This window comes from Amycolatopsis lurida, from assembly GCF_900105055.1.
In the GTDB taxonomy this organism is placed as follows: domain Bacteria; phylum Actinomycetota; class Actinomycetes; order Mycobacteriales; family Pseudonocardiaceae; genus Amycolatopsis; species Amycolatopsis lurida.
Genome location: NZ_FNTA01000004.1, coordinates 6,993,821 through 7,010,204, shown reverse-complemented (window position 1 = coordinate 7,010,204; position 16,384 = coordinate 6,993,821). Strand labels below are relative to the sequence as shown.

The window sequence follows — 16,384 nt, the reverse complement described above, 5'->3', positions numbered from 1 at the left end:
GATCAGGTCAAGCGGGGGCGACTGTCTTCCGCACACCAGCGGCCAGTTCGGCGGAAAGCTCCCGGACCGCGTCCAAGCCGCTCGCGGCGGCGGTCACCAGCGCGGAGCCGACGATGACACCGTCCGCGAAACCGGCGACCTGCGCCGCCTGCTCGCCGGAACGGACGCCGAGACCGACACCGATCGGCAGGTCCGTATGCGCGCGGGTGCGCGCGACCAGGTCCTCGGCGTGCACGCCGACCTGGTCACGGGCGCCTGTCACGCCCATCACGGCGGTGGCGTACACGAAGCCGGAAGCGGCCTCGACGGTCTTGGCGATCCGCTCCTCCGAGGAGGACGGCGCGACCAGGAAGATCCGGTCCAGACCATGCTGCTCGGAGGCGGCCATCCACTCGTCGGCCTCGTCCGGGATCAGGTCCGGGGTGATCAGGCCGAGCCCGCCCGCGGCGGCCAGGTCCCGCGCGAAGCGGTCGACGCCGTAGCGGTGCACAGGGTTCCAGTACGTCATCACGACGGCCTTGCCGCCGCGCGACGACACCGACTCGACGACCTCGAACAGGTGCTTGAGCTTGAAGCCACCGGAGAGCGCGCTCACCGAAGCCGCCTGGATGGTCGGGCCGTCCATCACCGGGTCCGAGTAGGGCACGCCCACCTCGACCAGGTCGGCACCGCCGTCGACCACCGCGGCCAGCAGGTCCTTGGACCCGTCGACCGTCGGGAAGCCCGCCGGGAGGTAGCCGATCAGCGCTCCGCGACCCTCTTCGCGCGTCTTGGCGAAGACGTCACTCAACCCGCTCATGCGTTCTCCACCAGGCCGAAGTACTTCGCGGCCGTGTCCATGTCCTTGTCGCCACGACCGGACAGGTTCACGATGATCAGCCCCTCGGGGCCGAGTTCGCGGCCGAGCACCAGCGCACCGGCCAGCGCGTGCGCCGACTCGATCGCGGGGATGATGCCCTCGGTGCGCGACAGCAGCTTGAACGCGTCCATCGCCTCGGCGTCGGTCACCGGCCGGTACTCGGCGCGGCCGCTGTCCTTGAGCCACGAGTGCTCCGGGCCGACGCCCGGGTAGTCGAGGCCCGCGGAGATCGAGTGCGACTCGACGGTCTGGCCGTCCTCGTCCTGCAGCAGGTACGTCATCGCGCCGTGCAGGTTGCCCGGGGTGCCCTTGGTCAGCGTGGCGCCGTGGCGGTTGCCCTCGATGCCCTCTCCGCCCGGTTCGAGACCGACGAGCCGGACGTCCGGGTCGTCGATGAAGCCGTGGAAGATGCCGATCGCGTTGGATCCGCCACCGACGCAGGCCGCGACGGCGTCCGGCAGGCGTCCGGCCTGCTCCAGGATCTGGACGCGGGCCTCCTCGCCGATGATCTTGTGGAAGTTCCGCACCATCATCGGGAACGGATACGGGCCCGCCGCCGTGCCGAACAGGTAATGCGTGGTGTCGGCGTTGGTGACCCAGTCGCGCAGGGCCTCGTTGATGGCGTCCTTGAGCGTGCGCGAACCGGTCTTCACCGGGACGACCTCGGCGCCGAGCAGCTTCATGCGCGCCACGTTCAGCGCCTGCCGCTCGGTGTCGACCTCGCCCATGTAGACGATGCATTCCAGGTCCAGCAGCGCGCAGGCGGTGGCGGTGGCCACGCCGTGCTGCCCGGCCCCGGTCTCGGCGATGACCCGCTTCTTGCCCATTCGTTTGGTGAGCAGCGCCTGGCCCAGCACGTTGTTGATCTTGTGCGAACCGGTGTGGTTCAGATCCTCGCGCTTGAGGAAGATCCGGGCGCCGCCGGCGTGCTCACCGAAGCGCTCGGCCTCGGTGAGCAGCGACGGACGGCCGGCGTAGTCACGCAGCAGACGCCGGAACTCGTTGACGAACTCCGGGTCGTTCCGCGCCTTGTCGTACTCGGCCGCGACCTCGTCGACGACGCCGATCAGGGCCTCGGGCATGAACCGGCCGCCGTACGGGCCGTAGTAGCCCCGGTCGTCCGGATCGTGCTTGCCGTGCGGTTCTTCGTGGTACTCAGTGGTCATCGAGAAGGCCTCGGGCAGGCCGGGTGCGATCCGGCGGTGACGAGCTTGACCAGCGCGCCCTTGGGGTCGCCCGAAGCGACGAGCCCTTCGCCCACGAGGACGGCGTCGGCGCCGTGGCCCGCGTAGGACATCAGGTCGCCGGGGCCGCGCACGCCGGACTCGGCGATCTTGAAGACGTCCATCGGCAGGCCGGGGGCCAGCCGCGAGAAGACGTCCCGGTCGACCTCGAGGGTGTGCAGGTTCCGGGCGTTGACGCCGATCACCTTCGCGCCGGCTTCGAGGGCCTTGTCGGCCTCTTCGGCGTTGTGGATCTCGACCAGCGCGGTCATCCCAAGGGATTCGACCCGGTCCAGCAACGCGATCAGGGCGTTCTGCTCCAGGGCCGCCACGATCAGCAGGACCATGTCCGCGCCGTGCAGCCGCGCCTCGTGGACCTGGTACGGGCTGACGATGAAGTCCTTGCGCAGCACCGGGATGTCGACCGCCGCGCGGACCGCGTCGAGGTCGGCGAGCGAACCGCCGAACCGGCGCTGCTCGGTCAGCACGCTGATCACCCTGGCGCCGCCGTCGGCGTAGTCCTTCGCCAGCGCGGCCGGATCGGGGATCTCGGCCAGATCGCCCTTGGACGGGCTGCGCCGCTTCACCTCGGCGATGACGCCGATACCGGACTCGCGCAGGGCCGCGAGCACGTCACGTGGGGGCGCGACCTGGGTCGCACGCTTCTTCAGTTCGTCGAACGGCAGAACCGCCTCGCGCTCGGCGAGATCGGCACGGACGCCGGCGACGATGTCTTCGAGCACGCTCACCGGAGTACCTCACCGGCCGTCGTACTCACTGATTCCTTCGCAAGGTCGCTCACAAAAACCTTCCCCTTCCCGCCGAAACGATGCTAACCCCCGCACGGATACGGCCTGGTTCCGGGTATGTCCGTTACTCCGAATGCCAACCGTGTCATCTTTCGCGGCGTAGATCTCGAAAACGCGCGTTTTCCGCGGCCATCACCGGGTCGCGGTGGGATCTTCGCCTTCGGACAGCGCCTCCCACAGCTCGGTCTCCGGATCCTTGGCGGCCTTCTTCTTCGCCCCGGGCGCCGAGTACTTCGCGCCGAGGCGAGGCATCCGGCCCGCGCCCTTGATGGCTGCCAACCCGCCCGCCGTCACGAGAATTCCCCCGAGGATCGCGAGCCCGCGGGCTCCCAGCATCTGAGCGACCGGCAGTCCCTCGGCGAACCCGCTCAACGAGCCGCCCGCCACGCCGATCCACACCGCGACGAGACCGGCCACGGCGAGTACCACGCCGAGCACGCGGCGTGGCCAGCCGCCGGTGGCGATCAGGCCCGCGGTGCCGGCGAGCGCCAGCAACGCCAGGGGAATCAGCGCAACCGCGCGCTGTGAACCGATTTCCGTGTACAGCACCGTGCCTCGCACGCCGCCGTCACGGAACTCCGCGAACCACACGAGCTGCGAAGAACCCCACAGCGCGGCCGCGCCCAGCAGCAGGCCCACCACGGCGATCCACAGTGGACGCTTGGCCTTCTTCGCCGGGGCATCAGACACGGGTGCTGTCACCCGCCGGGTCGAGTTCGTCCGCCGCGATCATCGTCTGCGCCGCCGCGACGGCGGACAGCACGGTGCGGGCCTTGTTGAGCGACTCGTTGTCCTCGTAGTCGGCCACCGAGTCCGCGACGACTCCGCCACCGGCCTGGACGTACGCGGTGCCGTCCTTCATCAGCGCGGTGCGGATCGCGATCGCGGTGTCGGCGTCCCCGGCGAAGTCGAGATACCCGACGACACCGCCGTAGAGGGCCCTGCGGGTCGGCTCCAGTTCCTCGATCAGCTGCATCGCGCGGACCTTCGGCGCACCGGAGAGCGTCCCCGCCGGGAAGCAGGCGGCGACGGCGTCGAAGGCCGTCTTGTCGTCGAGGAGTTCGCCGGTGACCGTGGAGACGATGTGCATGACGTGGCTGTAGCGCTCGACGTCGAAGAAGTCGACGACGCGCACCGTGCCGGGCTTGCAGACCTTGCCGAGGTCGTTGCGGCCGAGGTCGACGAGCATCAGGTGCTCGGCGCGTTCCTTCTCGTCCGCCAGCAGGTCCTTGGCCAGCTGCGCGTCCTCCTCCGGGTCGGCGCCGCGCCAGCGGGTACCCGCGATCGGGTGCGTGGTCGCGCGGCCGTCCCGGACGGTGACCAGCGCCTCCGGGCTCGACCCGACGATGTCGAAGCCGTCCAGGCGCAGCAGGTACATGTACGGGCTCGGATTGGACGTGCGCAGTACGCGGTAGACGTCCAGCGCGTCGGCCTGGGTCTCGATCTCGAATCGTTGCGACGGCACGATCTGGAACGCTTCGCCCGCCTTGATCGCCTCGACCGCCTTCTCGACGGCCGCGTGGAAGTCCGGCTTCGTGCGGCGGCGGGTGAATTCGGGCGCGGGGCGGTCGAACACCGCGGCCGTGGCCGGGGCGGCGACGTGCAGCTGCTTGGTCATCGCGTTCAACCGCGCGACCGCGTCGTCGTACGCGGCGTCGACGCGCTCGGGCGAGTCGTCCCAGTTGACCGCGTTGGCGATCAGCGTGACGGTGCCCTCATGGTGGTCGAAGGCGGCCAGATCGGTCGCCAGGAGCATCGTGAGCTCGGGGATGTCGAGGTCGCGCTCGGCGAGTTCGGGAAGCCGTTCGAGCCAGCGGACGGCGTCGTAGCCGATATAGCCGACCATCCCGCCGGTGAGCGGCGGCATCCCGGACAGCTGCTCGGTGTGGAGCGCGGCGACGGTCTCACGCAGCACGGTGAGCGGGTCGCCCTCGGTCGGCAGGCCGACCGGCGGGGTGCCCGTCCAGACCGCCTTGCCGTCACGCACGGTCAGCGCGGCGGGGCTGTCGACGCCGATGAACGACCATCGGCTCCAGGACGCGCCGTTCTCCGCCGATTCGAAGAGGAACGTCCCCGGCCGGTCGGCGGCGAGCTTGCGGTAGACCCCGATGGGGGTCTCACCGTCGGCGAGCACGCGGCGGACAACGGGGATGACGCGACGGCCCTCGGCGAGCACGCGGAACTCGTCGCGCGAAGGGCTGACCGAGCCGAGCCCCGACGGGCTGGCGTTTGCGGCGCTGACCATGTCGCTCATTGTGCTGCAACGCCCGTGCGGACGGGGACGCGGGGATGAATTCAAAGAATGTTGAATTTCGGGCCGGGTCCGGTCATGATGGCGCCATGGCTGGTGAAGACACTACCGCGCGGCGCCGGGGACGGCGGCCCGGCGGGCAGGACACCCGTACCGCGCTGATCGAAGCGGCGCGCGCGGTGTTCGGCGAGAGCGGCTTCGACGGCGCGACCGTCCGCACGATCGCGACCCGCGCCGGGGTCGACGCGGCGATGGTCAATCACTGGTTCGGCAGCAAGGAGGGGCTGTTCGCCCAAGCGATCCTGAAGCTCCCCTTCGATCCGCACGAACTGCTCGCGGCACTTCAGGACGGGCCCGACGAGGAATTCGGCCAACGGATCGTCCGCACCTTCCTCACCCGATGGGACGGCGCGGGCGGTGACGTCTTCCAGGCGCTCGTCCGCAGCGTCGCCGGGCATGAACAGGCCGCGGCCGTACTGCGCGGGTTCTTCCAGAACTTCTTCACGAAGGTCATCGGCGGGCTGGGCTCGGACCGCGTCGAACTGCGGACCACGCTCTGCGCCTCCCAGCTCGTCGGAATGGGACTGGTGCGGTACGTCGCGAAGTTCGAACCCATGGCGTCGAGCGAGATCGAGCCGCTGGTGACCGCGATCGCGCCGACGGTGCAGCGGTATCTGACCGGCGACATCGACTGACCGGTGCGCGTGCCGTGAAGGCCTCCTCGCCTACCTGAAGGTCAGGGTCTCGGCGAAGTCGCATAGCCGCCGGTCTGCGCCACTGCCATGGCGTGCGAAAGCGTGCCGAGGCGGCCTTGACTGTCCACAAAGGACTCAGAGCAAGGCCGAAGTCTCCGATTCAGGCGATTTGCGTGTCCTTGCGAGGGGGTCGTGAGTGTTTTGTGTCGTTCTCACGACCTTTACCACTCACGACCCCCGCGCAGAACCGTACATACGTGCATCTCGAGGGCAAGACGTCGCGAAAGACTCGGCCGTCTCAGCGCGTGTCCGGCTCGATCTCCTTGACGGGAACGGCGTAGAGCGTGTCCTTCGTGAACCGTCCGCGCGGGAAGATCACGATCATGTCCGTTCCCTCGCCGCCGACGAAGACGGGAACCTTCTCGAGTCCTTCGAAACGAGGAGCGATCCTCAGCGACCGTCGCGTCTGAAGCAGCTTGTAATCGCGCTCGAGATAGACGTCGATCCTGGGGTACAACCAGCCGGGCCGCACCGTCGCCGTGGCCTCGCGCAAACCGGTCTTCGAAGCGGAGCGACGGCGGCTCTTCCAGAGCCAGGCGGCGTACAGACACGCCGGAATACCGTAGAAGGCCGCCAAAGACAGCGGGGACAGCACCTCGAATCGAGGATCTTCCGAAACTATCCGGCACACGACGAAGTAGGCCATCCAGAACACCGTCCAAGCCGTAGCCCGTTGTTCGAGAATCGACAGTTTCCCGATCAAAGGAGTGGCCACTTCTTCGTGGATCGTCGGCGCCACAAAGCTTTCGGCCACGTCATCGTCCGGAGTGGAGCGAGGCCTCCCGGCGACCCGCGGGCGTCGTCTCGGGCTGTCCCGCTTGGCTGATCTTCGCCCCAATTTCATGCGCTGAGGTTAATCGAGAGAAGTGGCTTTTCCGGCCGACGAGTCGCATCTCGCTCCAGGGCAACCGTGAGCGCCCGGCGCGCGTGCAAGTGAGCAGGCGCCTCAGCCCTCCGAGCGTCCTTCCCGCGAGGTGGTCTCACTCGGGAACTCGGGGCGCGCCGGGAACGCGTAGGGAACGGGGGCGACCCAGCCGTCGGTGAACAGGACGACGAAATCCTCGCCCTCACCCGCGACCCACACCTTGGCGTCGGGGTTCTCCCGGTAACGGCGGCACGAGCGCAACGTCCAGGTCGTCGGACGCAACACGGTCTCGGAACCGTCGTCGAACACGAGGTGGAGCGCGATCGGCAGCCGGTTCAGCACCCTGCCGTGGTCGGGCTTCACGGTGACCCGGGCGAACCGCCAGCCGTCCGTCTTCGCCGACAGGTACCTTCGTCGCCAGCCGGCGGCGGACCTCGCCGAGAGGATGACCGCGGCGACCCCGAGGCTCAGCAGCAGGGCTCCGAGCGCGCCGGTCTTGCCGCCCTCCACCGCCTGGTTGACGATCGCGGAGATCCCCAGTGCGCAGAGCAGCCCCCACAGGGGCAGCAGCCACGAGGATTTGAGGCTCAGCCGCCGGAGCCGTTCCGTTTCCTCGTCCAGATCGATGAGGTCGAACACGGCGGCGTCGTCCAGCTCGAACGACTCGTCGTCGAGCGGCTCTTCACTCCCCGGTCTCATCAGCCGGCGATCAGTACCGCGATCAGCGCCAGCGTGCCCGGGACCACCTGCACGAAGAAGATCTTCTTGCTCGCCGTCGCCGTCCCGTAGAGCCCGGCCACGATCACGCAGGCGAGGCCGAAGATCTTGAACTGCCAAGCGGTGCTGTCGGTCGCGATCAGGCCCCAGATCAACGCGGCGGCGAGAAAACCGTTGTACAGCCCCTGATTCGCCGCGAGTGCGGAGCTTTCCTTCGCGAATTCCTCGGTGGTGCCGAAGGAGGCGCGGGCCCGCGGAGTGGTCCACAGGAACATCTCGAGCACGACGATGTACAGGTGGATCAGGGCGACGATGCCGACCAGGACGTTGGCGACGACATTCACGGGTTCTCGCTCTCGTCGGCCAGCAACAGCCGTTCGTCGGTGTCGAAACAGGTGTGCGTGCCGGTGTGACAGGCCGGGCCGGTCTGGTCGACGCGCAGGAGGACGGTATCGCCGTCGCAGTCGATCCGCACCTCGCGCACGTGCTGGACGTGGCCGGAGGTCTCGCCCTTGACCCACAATTCCTTGCGGCTGCGCGAATAGTAGGTGGCGCGCCGCGTCGTGAGGGTGCGCTCGAGCGCCTCGTCGTCCATCCACGCCATCATCAGGACGTCCGATGTGGAGTGTTCGACGACGACGGCGGCGATCAGCCCGTCCGCGTTGCGCTTCAAGCGATCCGAGAGGGCGGGGTCAAGCGTCATTCGTGGCTCCGAGAAGGTGCCGTTTCACCGGCATCGAGTTGAGCAGGACCGCCGTGTAGATGTACCCGGCGAACAGCAGCCCGGAGACGATCTTCACCCAGAAGAGTTCCGCCGCCAGCATGGACAGCGCGTGCAGCAACCCGAACAGGAAGCTGACGACGAAACCGGCGAACCGCGCCGAAGACATCTTCAGCACCAGCCCCGCCACGACCAGACCGCCGAGGACCAGCGACGTCCCGGGCAGCAGGAACGTCCTCGCGGTGGAGTACGGCGCGAACATGAGGATCACGGCCATCGCGATATAGGCGAGGGGAAGCCCGAGCAACAGCGCGCAGACGACCTTGACCTCGGTGGAGGCCTTCCACTTGGCCAGGATCACCGGACCACGACTCCCCCGGCGCGCAGCGCGCTCTTGACCTCGCCGATCTTCAACTGTCCGAAGTGGAACACGCTGGCCGCGAGCACGGCGTCCGCGCCTGCCTCGACGGCGGGCAGGAAGTGCTCGAGCGCGCCGGCGCCACCGCTGGCGATCACCGGGACCCGGACCGCCGCCCGCACCTGGGTCAGGAGTTCGAGGTCGAAACCGTTCTTGGTGCCGTCGGCGTCCATCGAGTTGAGCAGGATCTCGCCGACGCCGAGTTCCTCGCCGCGCGCGGCCCACTCGACGGCGTCGATCCCGGTGCCGCGGCGACCGCCGTGCGTGGTCACCTCGAAGCCGGACGGAGTCGGCTCGGTCCCCTCCGGGACCCGGCGCGCGTCCACCGACAGCACGACGCACTGCGCGCCGAACCGGCGGGACGCCTCGCGCAGGAACTCCGGCCGCGCGATGGCGGCGGTGTTGATGCTCACCTTGTCCGCGCCCGTGCGCAGCAACCGGTTGACGTCGTCGTTCGTGCGCACGCCGCCGCCGACGGTGAGCGGGATGAACACCTGCTCGGCGGTCCGGCGGACGACGTCGAAGGTGGTCTCACGGTCCCCGGAGGAAGCCGTGACATCGAGGAAGGTGAGCTCGTCCGCGCCCTCGGCGTCGTACAGGCGGGCGAGCTCGACGGGGTCGCCGGCGTCGCGCAGGTCGGCGAAGTTGACGCCCTTCACCACACGGCCCGCGTCGACGTCGAGACACGGGATGACCCTGACTGCGACTGACATGGGGACAAGCGTAGTCAAGAGCCGTTCTAAGCTCGCGGGATGGCACAGGCGGGGCGGCGGCCGGGGCAGACCGAGACGCGGGAGGAGATCCTCGACGCGGCGAGGCGCAAGTTCGCCGAACAGGGTTACGACGGGGCGACCGTCCGCGGCATCGCGGCCGAAGCCGGGGTCAACGCGGCGCTGCTGCACCATTTCTTCGGTACCAAGCAGCGGCTCTTCGCCGCGTCGATGAACCTGCCGGTGGACCCGGGCGAACTGGTCCCCCGCATCCTCGAAGGTCCCGAAGAAGAGATCGGCGAACGCCTCGTCCGCGCGTTCCTCGGCCTCTGGCAGGCGCCGGACGGCCGCGCGCCGTTCCTGGCGATGATCCGCTCCGCGACCACCAACGAGCAGGTCGCGACCATGATGCGGCAGTTCCTGGAGCGGGCGGTGCTGGCGCGGGTCGCCGAAGCTCGGGGCGTGCCGAAGGTGCGGGTGGCCGGGATCGCCGCGCAGATGATCGGGTTCGCGCTACTGCGTTACGTCATCGGGCTCCCGCCGCTGGTCAACGCCTCGGAGGAGGAGATCGTCGCGATGCTGGCCCCGGTCGCGCAGTACTACCTGACCCCCGGCGCCGAGAAAGTTCGGCTCCCGATGCATCACCAAGGTGGTCTCGCGCGTCATCAGAGCGAGACCACCGGCTGAGGGAGACACGTGCCTGCGACCTTCGACGAGTTCGTCGCGGATCGCCTGGACGGGCTCCTGCGCTACGCGACCGTCCTGACCGACGACCCGTACCTGGCGCAGGACATCGTCCAGGAGGTGCTGCTGCGTGCTCAGGAGCGCTGGCCGAAGATCGACTCGCCGCCGACGTACGTCCGCCGGATGGTGACCAACGAGTACCTCTCCTGGCGGAGGCGGCTGGCGGTCCGCCGGGTGACGCCGTCGTCACCGGAAGCACTCGACCTGATGAGCCCGCCGGTCTCCGATCACGCCATCGAGTACGACGAACGCGACGCGATGCTGGACCGGCTCGCGAAGCTCCCGCGCAAACAACGCGCCGCGATCGTGCTCCGCTACTACGAGAACTACTCCGACGAGGAGATCGGCGCGGTACTCCGCTGCGCGACGTCGACCGTGCGCAGCCAGATTTCGCGCGCGCTCGCGACGCTGCGGGAAACCGAGCCGTCCCCGTCCGTGCCCACGGGAGCCCGCAAATGACCCGACTGAGTGACGAGCACACCGAGGACCTGATCCGGGAGAGCCTCGAACACCTGGCGACGCGGGCGCCCGACGGGGCCGAGATCCGCGAAGCACTGACCCAACGGTCCCGTAGCCGTCCGAAGATGGCTTTGGCGCTGGTCGCGGCGGCGGTCGCGATCATCGCGCTCGGCGTGCCGCTGAGCCTGCGGGCCTACACCGCGGTCCCGCCGGCCTCGCCGCGCGACGCGGACTGGTCGGTGCTGCCGTACAAACCGGGTTGGCTGCCCGACGGGTTCAAGGAGATGAACCGGGCCGCGAAGCCTTATCCCGGGCCTCAGACCAGGACGTGGAGTGGCGGCGAAGCAGGCCAGGTCCAGCTGACCACCACTCCGCTGGACGAGCGGCGCGGGCCGTGGACGATCGCGCCCGCGCCGAACCAGATCATCGTGCACGGCAGGGTCGGCATGGTCTCGGAGGTCACCGGCGACGCGACGATGCTGACTTGGTCACCCGACGACGCGTACGTGCTGAACCTGACCCTGCACGGTGTGCGGGACCCGCGCGGCGTGGGTCAGCGGATCGCGGACGAGATGGTCCGGGACGGCCGTGCCCGGGTTTCGGGCGAACTGCGGTTCGGCAGGTTGCCCGCCGAGCTGGAGCTGTCCGGGGTGAGCCTGGCCATGATGGTCGACGGGGGCACGACCGAGCTCGAAGCCACCCGTGCCGGGCAGCCCACCGCTCCGGCGGTGGTCACGGCGAGGCTCGGCGGCGAGCGGCCGGACGCGGGGGACGCCGCGCCCGTGCCGCACAAGCTCCGGGGCCTCGACGGTTTCGCCCTCCCCTCGCGGAACGGGCGGCTCGGGCGGCTGGACGAAACGGTCGCCGTCCAGGTCGAAGGCGGACGCTGGCTCACCGTGTCGGGCAACCGGGACCGGGCGACGCTGCTCGACATCGCCGAGGGCCTGCAGATCATTCCCGGTGACTACAGCTGGTTCGGGAAACCGCCGGAATAGTGACGGGCGGACGGCGGTTGTCGACGGCATGACGGACACCTACCGCTCCATCGCGTTCACCGAGTACGGCGACTCCGGGGTCCTGCGCGTCCTCGAACGCGAGCTTCCCGTGCCGGGTCCCGGCCAGGTCAGGGTCGCCGTCCGGGCCGCGGGTGTGAACCCGATCGACTGGAAGATCCGCTCCGGGCTGATGGCCGAGGTGTATCCCGCGAAGTTCCCCGCCGTCCCCGGTGGGGACATCTCGGGCGTGATCGACGCGGTCGGCGAGGGAGTGACCGATTTCGCGGCCGGTGACGAGGTCCTGGGGTCCGGCATCGGCGGGTACGCGGAGTACGTCCTCGCGGAACCCGCGGGCCTGATCCGCAAGCCCGAGGCGCTCTCCTGGGAGCTGGCCGCGGCGCTGCCGGCGGTCGTCAACACCGCCTACCGCGCTCTCAACCTCCTGGATCTTCAGAAGGGCGAGACGCTGCTCATCGACGGCGCCGCGGGCGGCGTCGGCACCATCGCCGTCCAGCTCGCCGTCGCACGCGGGCTCACGGTCGTGGGCACGGCGAGCGAAACGAACCACGATTACCTGCGCTCACTAGGTGCCGTCCCGGTTCAGTACGGCGAAGGGCTCGCCGAGCGCGTACGTGTCGTCGCGCCTCAGGGCGTCGACGCGTCCTTCGACGCCTCCGGACGCGGCTCGCTCGCCACCCTCGTCGAGCTGACCGGTGGCCCGAAGCGGGTCATCACCATCGCCGCGCCGGACGCGGCCGGCCACGGTGTCCGCTTCACCTCGGGTTCTCCGGCGGAGCAGGTCCCCGGCTCGCTGGCCGAAGGCGCCGCACTCGCCGCCGAAGGCAAGCTCGACCTGCCGATCGCCCGGGTGTACCCGCTCGCCGAAGCGGCCGCGGCACAGGACGAAAGCGAAGGCGGCCACGTCCGGGGCAAGCTCGTCCTGGTCCCGTGAGGTTTCCCGCCACGCCACAGCCGCCCTTGCCCGGCTTCAGTTTCCTCGGCTGAGCCGAGGGAAAGGGACCTTCTCGCGCCGCCGCTGGGGCCGCGGTGACGATCGCGTAGTTCGATGCGCCCCCTTGACTCACGCTTCTCAACGGGCGCAGAATTAAACACATGGCTAATTCAGCGATCTCCGTGACGGGACTGAGGATCGTCCGCGGCGGTCACGAGGTCGTCAAGGACATCGCGTTCCGGACGCCACGCGGTCGCGTCACCGGCCTGCTCGGGCCGAGCGGCTGCGGCAAGACGACGCTCATGCGCGCGATCGTCGGCGTGCAGATCGTCGCCGCGGGCGAGGTCACCGTCCTCGGCCATCCCGCGGGCAGCCCGCCGCTGCGGCGGCTGATCGGCTACGCCACCCAGAACCCGGCCATCTACGCCGACCTCACCATCACGGAAGCCTTGCGCTACTTCGCTTCCGTCCTTCGCGCGCCGATGTCCGATGTGGACAGGGTGATCGCCGAAGTCGGGCTCGCCGACCATGCGGGCAAGCTCGTCGGCTCTCTGTCGGGCGGCCAGCACAACCGCGCCAACCTCGCCGTCGCGCTGCTCGGGAAACCCGAACTGCTCGTCCTCGACGAACCGACCGTCGGCCTCGATCCCGTGCTCCGCGACGAGCTTTGGGCGATGTTCCGCCGCCTCGCCGAGGGCGGGGCCACGCTGCTCGTGTCCAGCCACGTCATGGACGAGGCCGCGCGATGCGACCGCCTGCTGCTCATGCGCGAAGGCCGCATCCTTGCCGACGACACCCCGGCCGGACTGCGCGAACGCACCGGGACGACCGATCTGGAGCAGGCGTTCCTGCGGCTCGTCCGGGAGACGGAGGTGACCTCGTGAACCCCTCGCTGACGCTCGCCACGGCCCGTCGCATCCTCCTGCAGCTCCGGCACGATCCGCGCACCGTCGCGATGCTGATCGTCGTCCCGTCGCTGCTTATGGTGCTGCTGCGCTTCGTCTTCAACTCCGAAGCGGTGTTCAGCCGGGTCGCCCCGGCGCTGCTCGGCGTCTTCCCGTTCCTGATCATGTTCCTGATCACCTCGATCACCACGCTGCGCGAGCGCACCACGGCGACCCTGGAACGACTGATGACCCTGCCCATCGGCAGGATGGACCTGCTCTTCGGTTACGCGATCGCGTTCGGTTCGATCGCGGTCGTACAGGTCGGCGTCGCCGCCGGGGTCTCCCTCGCCTGGCTGGGCCTCGACATCGCGGGCTCGATCGGGATGCTGCTGCTCATCGCCGTCCTCGACGCCCTTCTCGGGATGGCGCTCGGCCTGTTCGTGAGCGCGTTCGCGCGGACGGAGTTCCAGGCGGTGCAGTTCATGCCGCTGTTCGTGCTGCCGCAGATCCTGCTGTGCGGGCTGTTCGTTCCGCGCGGGGAAATGGGCTGGCTCCTGAACTGGCTTTCGAACGTGATGCCGCTTTCGTACGCCGTCGAAGCGCTCACGCGGGTCACCACGTCGGGCACCGTGGACGCGACGCTGCTCCGGAACCTGATCATCGTCGGGGCGTGCGCCCTGGCCGCGCTGGTGCTCGGCGCGGCGACGCTGCGTCGCCGGACGCCCTAGCCCTTGAACAACCTAGACTTTCCACATGGGATCGGAGTTCGAGCGGATCGCCGCCGAGAAGTACGTCGTCCTGACCACCTTCCGCAAGAACGGCGCCCCGGTGCCGACCCCGGTCTGGGCGGCGGGCGACGGCGGCGAACTGGTGATCTGGTCCGAGCGGAAGGCGGGCAAGGTCAAGCGCATCCGCAACGGCGGCCGCGTCGAGGTCCAGGCCTGCGATTTCCGCGGCGCCAAGACCCACGGCGACGTCGTCGCGGGTGCGGCGCGGCTGCTGGACCTCGACGAGACCGAACGCGTGCGCAAGGTGATCGCGCGGAAGTACGGGATCACCGGGCGGGTCACGATGTTCTTCAGCAGGCTGCGGGGGCCGAAGGACCGGACCGTGGGCATCGCGATCAAGCTGGCGGAGTAGGTCAGGCGGCCTGCAACGCCCGCAGCGAAGCCGCCAGCGCCGCCGAGTCGTGGTCCGGCCCGCATCCCTCCACCAGGATCAGGTCGCCGGGGATGTGGTCGGCCCGCAGCGGCAGGATCTCCCGGTACGCGGGCGAGTCGTACCACTCCCGCGCGGCGTCGAGACTCGGGAACTCGATGAGCACGAGCGCCCCCGGCCACTCCCCCTCGACGACGTGAACCCCGGCTCCGTGCACGAGGAACCTGCCGCCGAAGGGATCGAGCGTGGCCTGGATCCGTTCCATGTACTCGAAGACCTCTTCGGCCAGCACGGCGGCGGGGCGAAGGTGGGCGAGTCCGTAGGCGGTCATGGTGTCCTCCAGGTTTCGTTGTCCTGGAAGGAATCCTGACCGAACCGGCGCGTGGCGTCGATTACCCGGGAGGTAAAGCTCAGAACTCCGCGACGGCCGCGAGCGCCTCGGGCAGGGTGAACGCGCCGGCGTAGAGCGCCTTGCCGACGATGGACCCCTCGACACCGTCGCGGGCCAGCGCGGCCAGCGCGCGAAGATCGTCCACACTGGACACACCGCCGGAGGCGATGACCGGCGCGTCGGTGCGGGCGGCGACCTCGCGGAGCAGGTCGATGTTCGGCCCCTGGAGGGTGCCGTCCTTGCTCACGTCGGTGACGACATAGCGCTGCGCGCCGTCGCGGTCGAGCCGGTCGAGGACCTCCCAGAGGTCACCGCCGTCCTGCGTCCAGCCGCGGGCGGACAGCCGGTGCCCGGCCTCGGTGATCCGCACGTCCAGCCCGATGGCGACGCGGTCGCCGTAGGAGGAGACCACCTTCGCGGTCCACTCCGGGTCCTCCAGCGCCGCGGTGCCGAGGTTGACCCGGCGGGCACCGGTGGCCAGCGCGGCCTCCAGCGAGGCGTCGTCGCGGATGCCGCCGGACAGCTCCACCTGGACGTCGAGCTTGGCCACGACGTCGGCGAGCAGTTCGCGGTTGGAACCCTTGCCGAACGCGGCGTCGAGGTCCACCAGATGGATCCACTCCGCCCCGTCGCGCTGCCAGGCGAGCGCCGCATCCAGCGGGCTGCCATAGGAGGTTTCGGTGCCGGCCTCGCCCTGGACGAGTCGCACGGCCTGGCCATCGGCCACATCAACGGCGGGAAGGAGCGTGAAAGTCACGCGCCCACTCTAAGACAGGCTCTTCAGCCAGTTGCGCAGCAGGTGCGCCCCGGCGTCCCCGGACTTCTCGGGGTGGAACTGGGTCGCCCAGAGCGGCCCGTTCTCGACGGCGGCGACGAAGTCCTGGCCGTGGTTCGCCCAGGTCACCTTGGGCTGCTGCCCGGCGAGGCCGGAGTCCAGTTCCCAGGTCCGCGCGGCGTAGGAGTGCACGAAGTAGAACCGCGTGTCCGCGTCCAGACCGGCGAACAGCCGCGAGTCCTCCGGGGCACGGACGGTGTTCCAGCCCATGTGGGGCAGGACGTCGGCCTCGAGCTTGTCGACCGTGCCCGGCCACTCACCGGCACCCTCGGCCTCCACACCGTGCTCGACACCGCGTTCGAACAGGATCTGCATGCCGACGCAGATGCCCAGCACGGGGCGGCCGCCGGCGAGGCGTTTGCCGATGATCTTCTCCCCCGACACCGACCGCAGCCCTTCCATGCAGGCGGAGAAGGCACCGACTCCGGGGACGACCAGGCCGTCGGCCTCGAGCGCGGCATGCGGGTCGGCGGTGACCTCGACGTCGGCGCCGACGCGCTGGACGGCGCGTTCGGCGGAGCGGAGGTTGCCGGACCCGTAGTCCAGGATCACCACGCGAGGAGTAGCCACGCACACCAGGCTAGCGGACCGGATTTTTCCCGGATTCCCCGTTTCGACCTTCACTCTTCTGGGTA

22 protein-coding genes are annotated in these 16,384 nt (G+C 69.4%); 8 read left to right on the top strand and 14 right to left on the bottom strand.

Going from position 1 to position 16,384, the window contains the following annotated elements:
- Positions 1–7: 7 nt before the first annotated feature.
- The 5 genes from trpA to BLW75_RS38255 form a co-directional block, all read right to left on the bottom strand.
- The gene (gene trpA / locus BLW75_RS38275) at positions 8–799 is read right to left on the bottom strand and encodes a tryptophan synthase subunit alpha (RefSeq protein WP_034319260.1); all 792 of its coding nucleotides are present in this window, start codon (positions 797–799) and stop codon (positions 8–10) included.
- Positions 796–2,025 (bottom strand): tryptophan synthase subunit beta, encoded by a 1,230-nt coding sequence (trpB, locus tag BLW75_RS38270; protein ID WP_091599247.1) that lies wholly within the window; start codon positions 2,023–2,025, stop codon positions 796–798. Before trpB ends, trpA begins: the two co-directional genes overlap by 4 nt.
- Complete coding sequence (gene trpC, locus BLW75_RS38265; RefSeq protein ID WP_020630310.1) at positions 2,022–2,831, bottom strand: indole-3-glycerol phosphate synthase TrpC; 810 nt, start codon at positions 2,829–2,831, stop codon at positions 2,022–2,024. The genes trpB and trpC overlap by 4 nt, the downstream gene beginning before the upstream one ends.
- Positions 2,832–3,023: 192 nt before the next feature.
- A complete protein-coding gene (locus BLW75_RS38260; RefSeq protein ID WP_198935808.1) occupies positions 3,024–3,581 on the bottom strand; it encodes a Trp biosynthesis-associated membrane protein in 558 nt (185 codons plus the stop codon).
- Positions 3,574–5,136: an anthranilate synthase component I gene (locus tag BLW75_RS38255; protein ID WP_034319269.1), complete on the bottom strand. Its 1,563-nt coding sequence runs from the start codon at positions 5,134–5,136 to the stop codon at positions 3,574–3,576. Before BLW75_RS38255 ends, BLW75_RS38260 begins: the two co-directional genes overlap by 8 nt.
- A 95-nt stretch (positions 5,137–5,231) precedes the next feature.
- On the opposite strand from BLW75_RS38255, the gene BLW75_RS38250 reads away from it, so the two are divergent.
- Positions 5,232–5,837 (top strand): TetR/AcrR family transcriptional regulator, encoded by a 606-nt coding sequence (locus BLW75_RS38250; protein WP_034319272.1) that lies wholly within the window; start codon positions 5,232–5,234, stop codon positions 5,835–5,837.
- A 298-nt stretch (positions 5,838–6,135) separates the two neighbouring features.
- Here the strand turns inward: BLW75_RS38250 and BLW75_RS38245 are convergent, their stop codons facing one another.
- The 6 genes from BLW75_RS38245 to hisF form a co-directional block, all read right to left on the bottom strand.
- On the bottom strand, positions 6,136–6,651 hold the full coding sequence (locus BLW75_RS38245) for a hypothetical protein (RefSeq protein WP_143055422.1): 516 nt from the start codon (positions 6,649–6,651) through the stop codon (positions 6,136–6,138).
- 192 nt (positions 6,652–6,843) lie between these two features.
- On the bottom strand, positions 6,844–7,461 hold the full coding sequence (locus BLW75_RS38240) for a hypothetical protein (RefSeq protein ID WP_034319279.1): 618 nt from the start codon (positions 7,459–7,461) through the stop codon (positions 6,844–6,846).
- On the bottom strand, positions 7,461–7,823 hold the full coding sequence (locus BLW75_RS38235) for a DUF1304 domain-containing protein (RefSeq protein ID WP_034319282.1): 363 nt from the start codon (positions 7,821–7,823) through the stop codon (positions 7,461–7,463). Before BLW75_RS38235 ends, BLW75_RS38240 begins: the two co-directional genes overlap by 1 nt.
- Entirely contained in the window at positions 7,820–8,182 is a 363-nt protein-coding gene (hisI, locus tag BLW75_RS38230) for a phosphoribosyl-AMP cyclohydrolase (RefSeq protein WP_034319286.1), read from the bottom strand. Before hisI ends, BLW75_RS38235 begins: the two co-directional genes overlap by 4 nt.
- On the bottom strand, positions 8,172–8,561 hold the full coding sequence (locus BLW75_RS38225) for a hypothetical protein (protein WP_034319290.1): 390 nt from the start codon (positions 8,559–8,561) through the stop codon (positions 8,172–8,174). The genes hisI and BLW75_RS38225 overlap by 11 nt, the downstream gene beginning before the upstream one ends.
- On the bottom strand, positions 8,558–9,331 hold the full coding sequence (hisF, locus tag BLW75_RS38220; protein WP_016335963.1) for an imidazole glycerol phosphate synthase subunit HisF: 774 nt from the start codon (positions 9,329–9,331) through the stop codon (positions 8,558–8,560). Before hisF ends, BLW75_RS38225 begins: the two co-directional genes overlap by 4 nt.
- Before the next feature lie 39 nt (positions 9,332–9,370).
- On the opposite strand from hisF, the gene BLW75_RS38215 reads away from it, so the two are divergent.
- From BLW75_RS38215 to BLW75_RS38185, 7 genes are all read left to right on the top strand, one after another.
- Positions 9,371–10,015 (top strand): TetR/AcrR family transcriptional regulator, encoded by a 645-nt coding sequence (locus BLW75_RS38215; protein ID WP_241783932.1) that lies wholly within the window; start codon positions 9,371–9,373, stop codon positions 10,013–10,015.
- A gap of 9 nt (positions 10,016–10,024) precedes the next feature.
- Positions 10,025–10,531 (top strand): RNA polymerase sigma factor, encoded by a 507-nt coding sequence (locus BLW75_RS38210; RefSeq protein WP_034319296.1) that lies wholly within the window; start codon positions 10,025–10,027, stop codon positions 10,529–10,531.
- Complete coding sequence (locus BLW75_RS38205; protein WP_034319299.1) at positions 10,528–11,526, top strand: hypothetical protein; 999 nt, start codon at positions 10,528–10,530, stop codon at positions 11,524–11,526. The genes BLW75_RS38210 and BLW75_RS38205 overlap by 4 nt, the downstream gene beginning before the upstream one ends.
- A 28-nt stretch (positions 11,527–11,554) precedes the next feature.
- The gene (locus tag BLW75_RS38200) at positions 11,555–12,478 is read left to right on the top strand and encodes an NADP-dependent oxidoreductase (RefSeq protein WP_034319301.1); all 924 of its coding nucleotides are present in this window, start codon (positions 11,555–11,557) and stop codon (positions 12,476–12,478) included.
- 161 nt (positions 12,479–12,639) lie between these two features.
- A complete protein-coding gene (locus BLW75_RS38195; RefSeq protein ID WP_034319304.1) occupies positions 12,640–13,362 on the top strand; it encodes an ABC transporter ATP-binding protein in 723 nt (240 codons plus the stop codon).
- Positions 13,359–14,093, top strand: coding sequence for an ABC transporter permease (locus BLW75_RS38190; protein WP_034319307.1), 735 nt, complete (start codon positions 13,359–13,361; stop codon positions 14,091–14,093). The genes BLW75_RS38195 and BLW75_RS38190 overlap by 4 nt, the downstream gene beginning before the upstream one ends.
- Positions 14,094–14,118: 25 nt before the next feature.
- Positions 14,119–14,505 (top strand): PPOX class F420-dependent oxidoreductase, encoded by a 387-nt coding sequence (locus BLW75_RS38185; RefSeq protein ID WP_034319310.1) that lies wholly within the window; start codon positions 14,119–14,121, stop codon positions 14,503–14,505.
- A gap of 1 nt (position 14,506) precedes the next feature.
- On the opposite strand, the gene BLW75_RS38180 is transcribed toward BLW75_RS38185, so the two are convergent.
- The 3 genes from BLW75_RS38180 to hisH form a co-directional block, all read right to left on the bottom strand.
- Positions 14,507–14,854, bottom strand: a complete 348-nt coding sequence (locus BLW75_RS38180; RefSeq protein ID WP_034319313.1) for a DUF1330 domain-containing protein — start codon at positions 14,852–14,854, stop codon at positions 14,507–14,509.
- Positions 14,855–14,933: 79 nt separating this feature from the next.
- The gene (gene priA, locus BLW75_RS38175) at positions 14,934–15,671 is read right to left on the bottom strand and encodes a bifunctional 1-(5-phosphoribosyl)-5-((5-phosphoribosylamino)methylideneamino)imidazole-4-carboxamide isomerase/phosphoribosylanthranilate isomerase PriA (RefSeq protein WP_034319316.1); all 738 of its coding nucleotides are present in this window, start codon (positions 15,669–15,671) and stop codon (positions 14,934–14,936) included.
- A gap of 9 nt (positions 15,672–15,680) precedes the next feature.
- On the bottom strand, positions 15,681–16,304 hold the full coding sequence (hisH, locus tag BLW75_RS38170) for an imidazole glycerol phosphate synthase subunit HisH (RefSeq protein WP_034319319.1): 624 nt from the start codon (positions 16,302–16,304) through the stop codon (positions 15,681–15,683).
- Between the last annotated feature and the right edge of the window lie 80 nt (positions 16,305–16,384).

Coding starts and splice junctions, on each gene's coding strand:
- trpA (WP_034319260.1), bottom strand. CDS start 799: ATGAGCGGGTTGAGTGACGTCTTCGCCAAGACGCGCGAAGAGGGTCGC.
- trpB (WP_091599247.1), bottom strand. CDS start 2,025: ATGACCACTGAGTACCACGAAGAACCGCACGGCAAGCACGATCCGGAC.
- BLW75_RS38255 (WP_034319269.1), bottom strand. CDS start 5,136: ATGGTCAGCGCCGCAAACGCCAGCCCGTCGGGGCTCGGCTCGGTCAGC.
- BLW75_RS38250 (WP_034319272.1), top strand. CDS start 5,232: ATGGCTGGTGAAGACACTACCGCGCGGCGCCGGGGACGGCGGCCCGGC.
- BLW75_RS38240 (WP_034319279.1), bottom strand. CDS start 7,461: ATGAGACCGGGGAGTGAAGAGCCGCTCGACGACGAGTCGTTCGAGCTG.
- hisI (WP_034319286.1), bottom strand. CDS start 8,182: ATGACGCTTGACCCCGCCCTCTCGGATCGCTTGAAGCGCAACGCGGAC.
- hisF (WP_016335963.1), bottom strand. CDS start 9,331: ATGTCAGTCGCAGTCAGGGTCATCCCGTGTCTCGACGTCGACGCGGGC.
- BLW75_RS38215 (WP_241783932.1), top strand. CDS start 9,371: ATGGCACAGGCGGGGCGGCGGCCGGGGCAGACCGAGACGCGGGAGGAG.
- BLW75_RS38205 (WP_034319299.1), top strand. CDS start 10,528: ATGACCCGACTGAGTGACGAGCACACCGAGGACCTGATCCGGGAGAGC.
- BLW75_RS38200 (WP_034319301.1), top strand. CDS start 11,555: ATGACGGACACCTACCGCTCCATCGCGTTCACCGAGTACGGCGACTCC.
- BLW75_RS38195 (WP_034319304.1), top strand. CDS start 12,640: ATGGCTAATTCAGCGATCTCCGTGACGGGACTGAGGATCGTCCGCGGC.
- BLW75_RS38185 (WP_034319310.1), top strand. CDS start 14,119: ATGGGATCGGAGTTCGAGCGGATCGCCGCCGAGAAGTACGTCGTCCTG.
- BLW75_RS38180 (WP_034319313.1), bottom strand. CDS start 14,854: ATGACCGCCTACGGACTCGCCCACCTTCGCCCCGCCGCCGTGCTGGCC.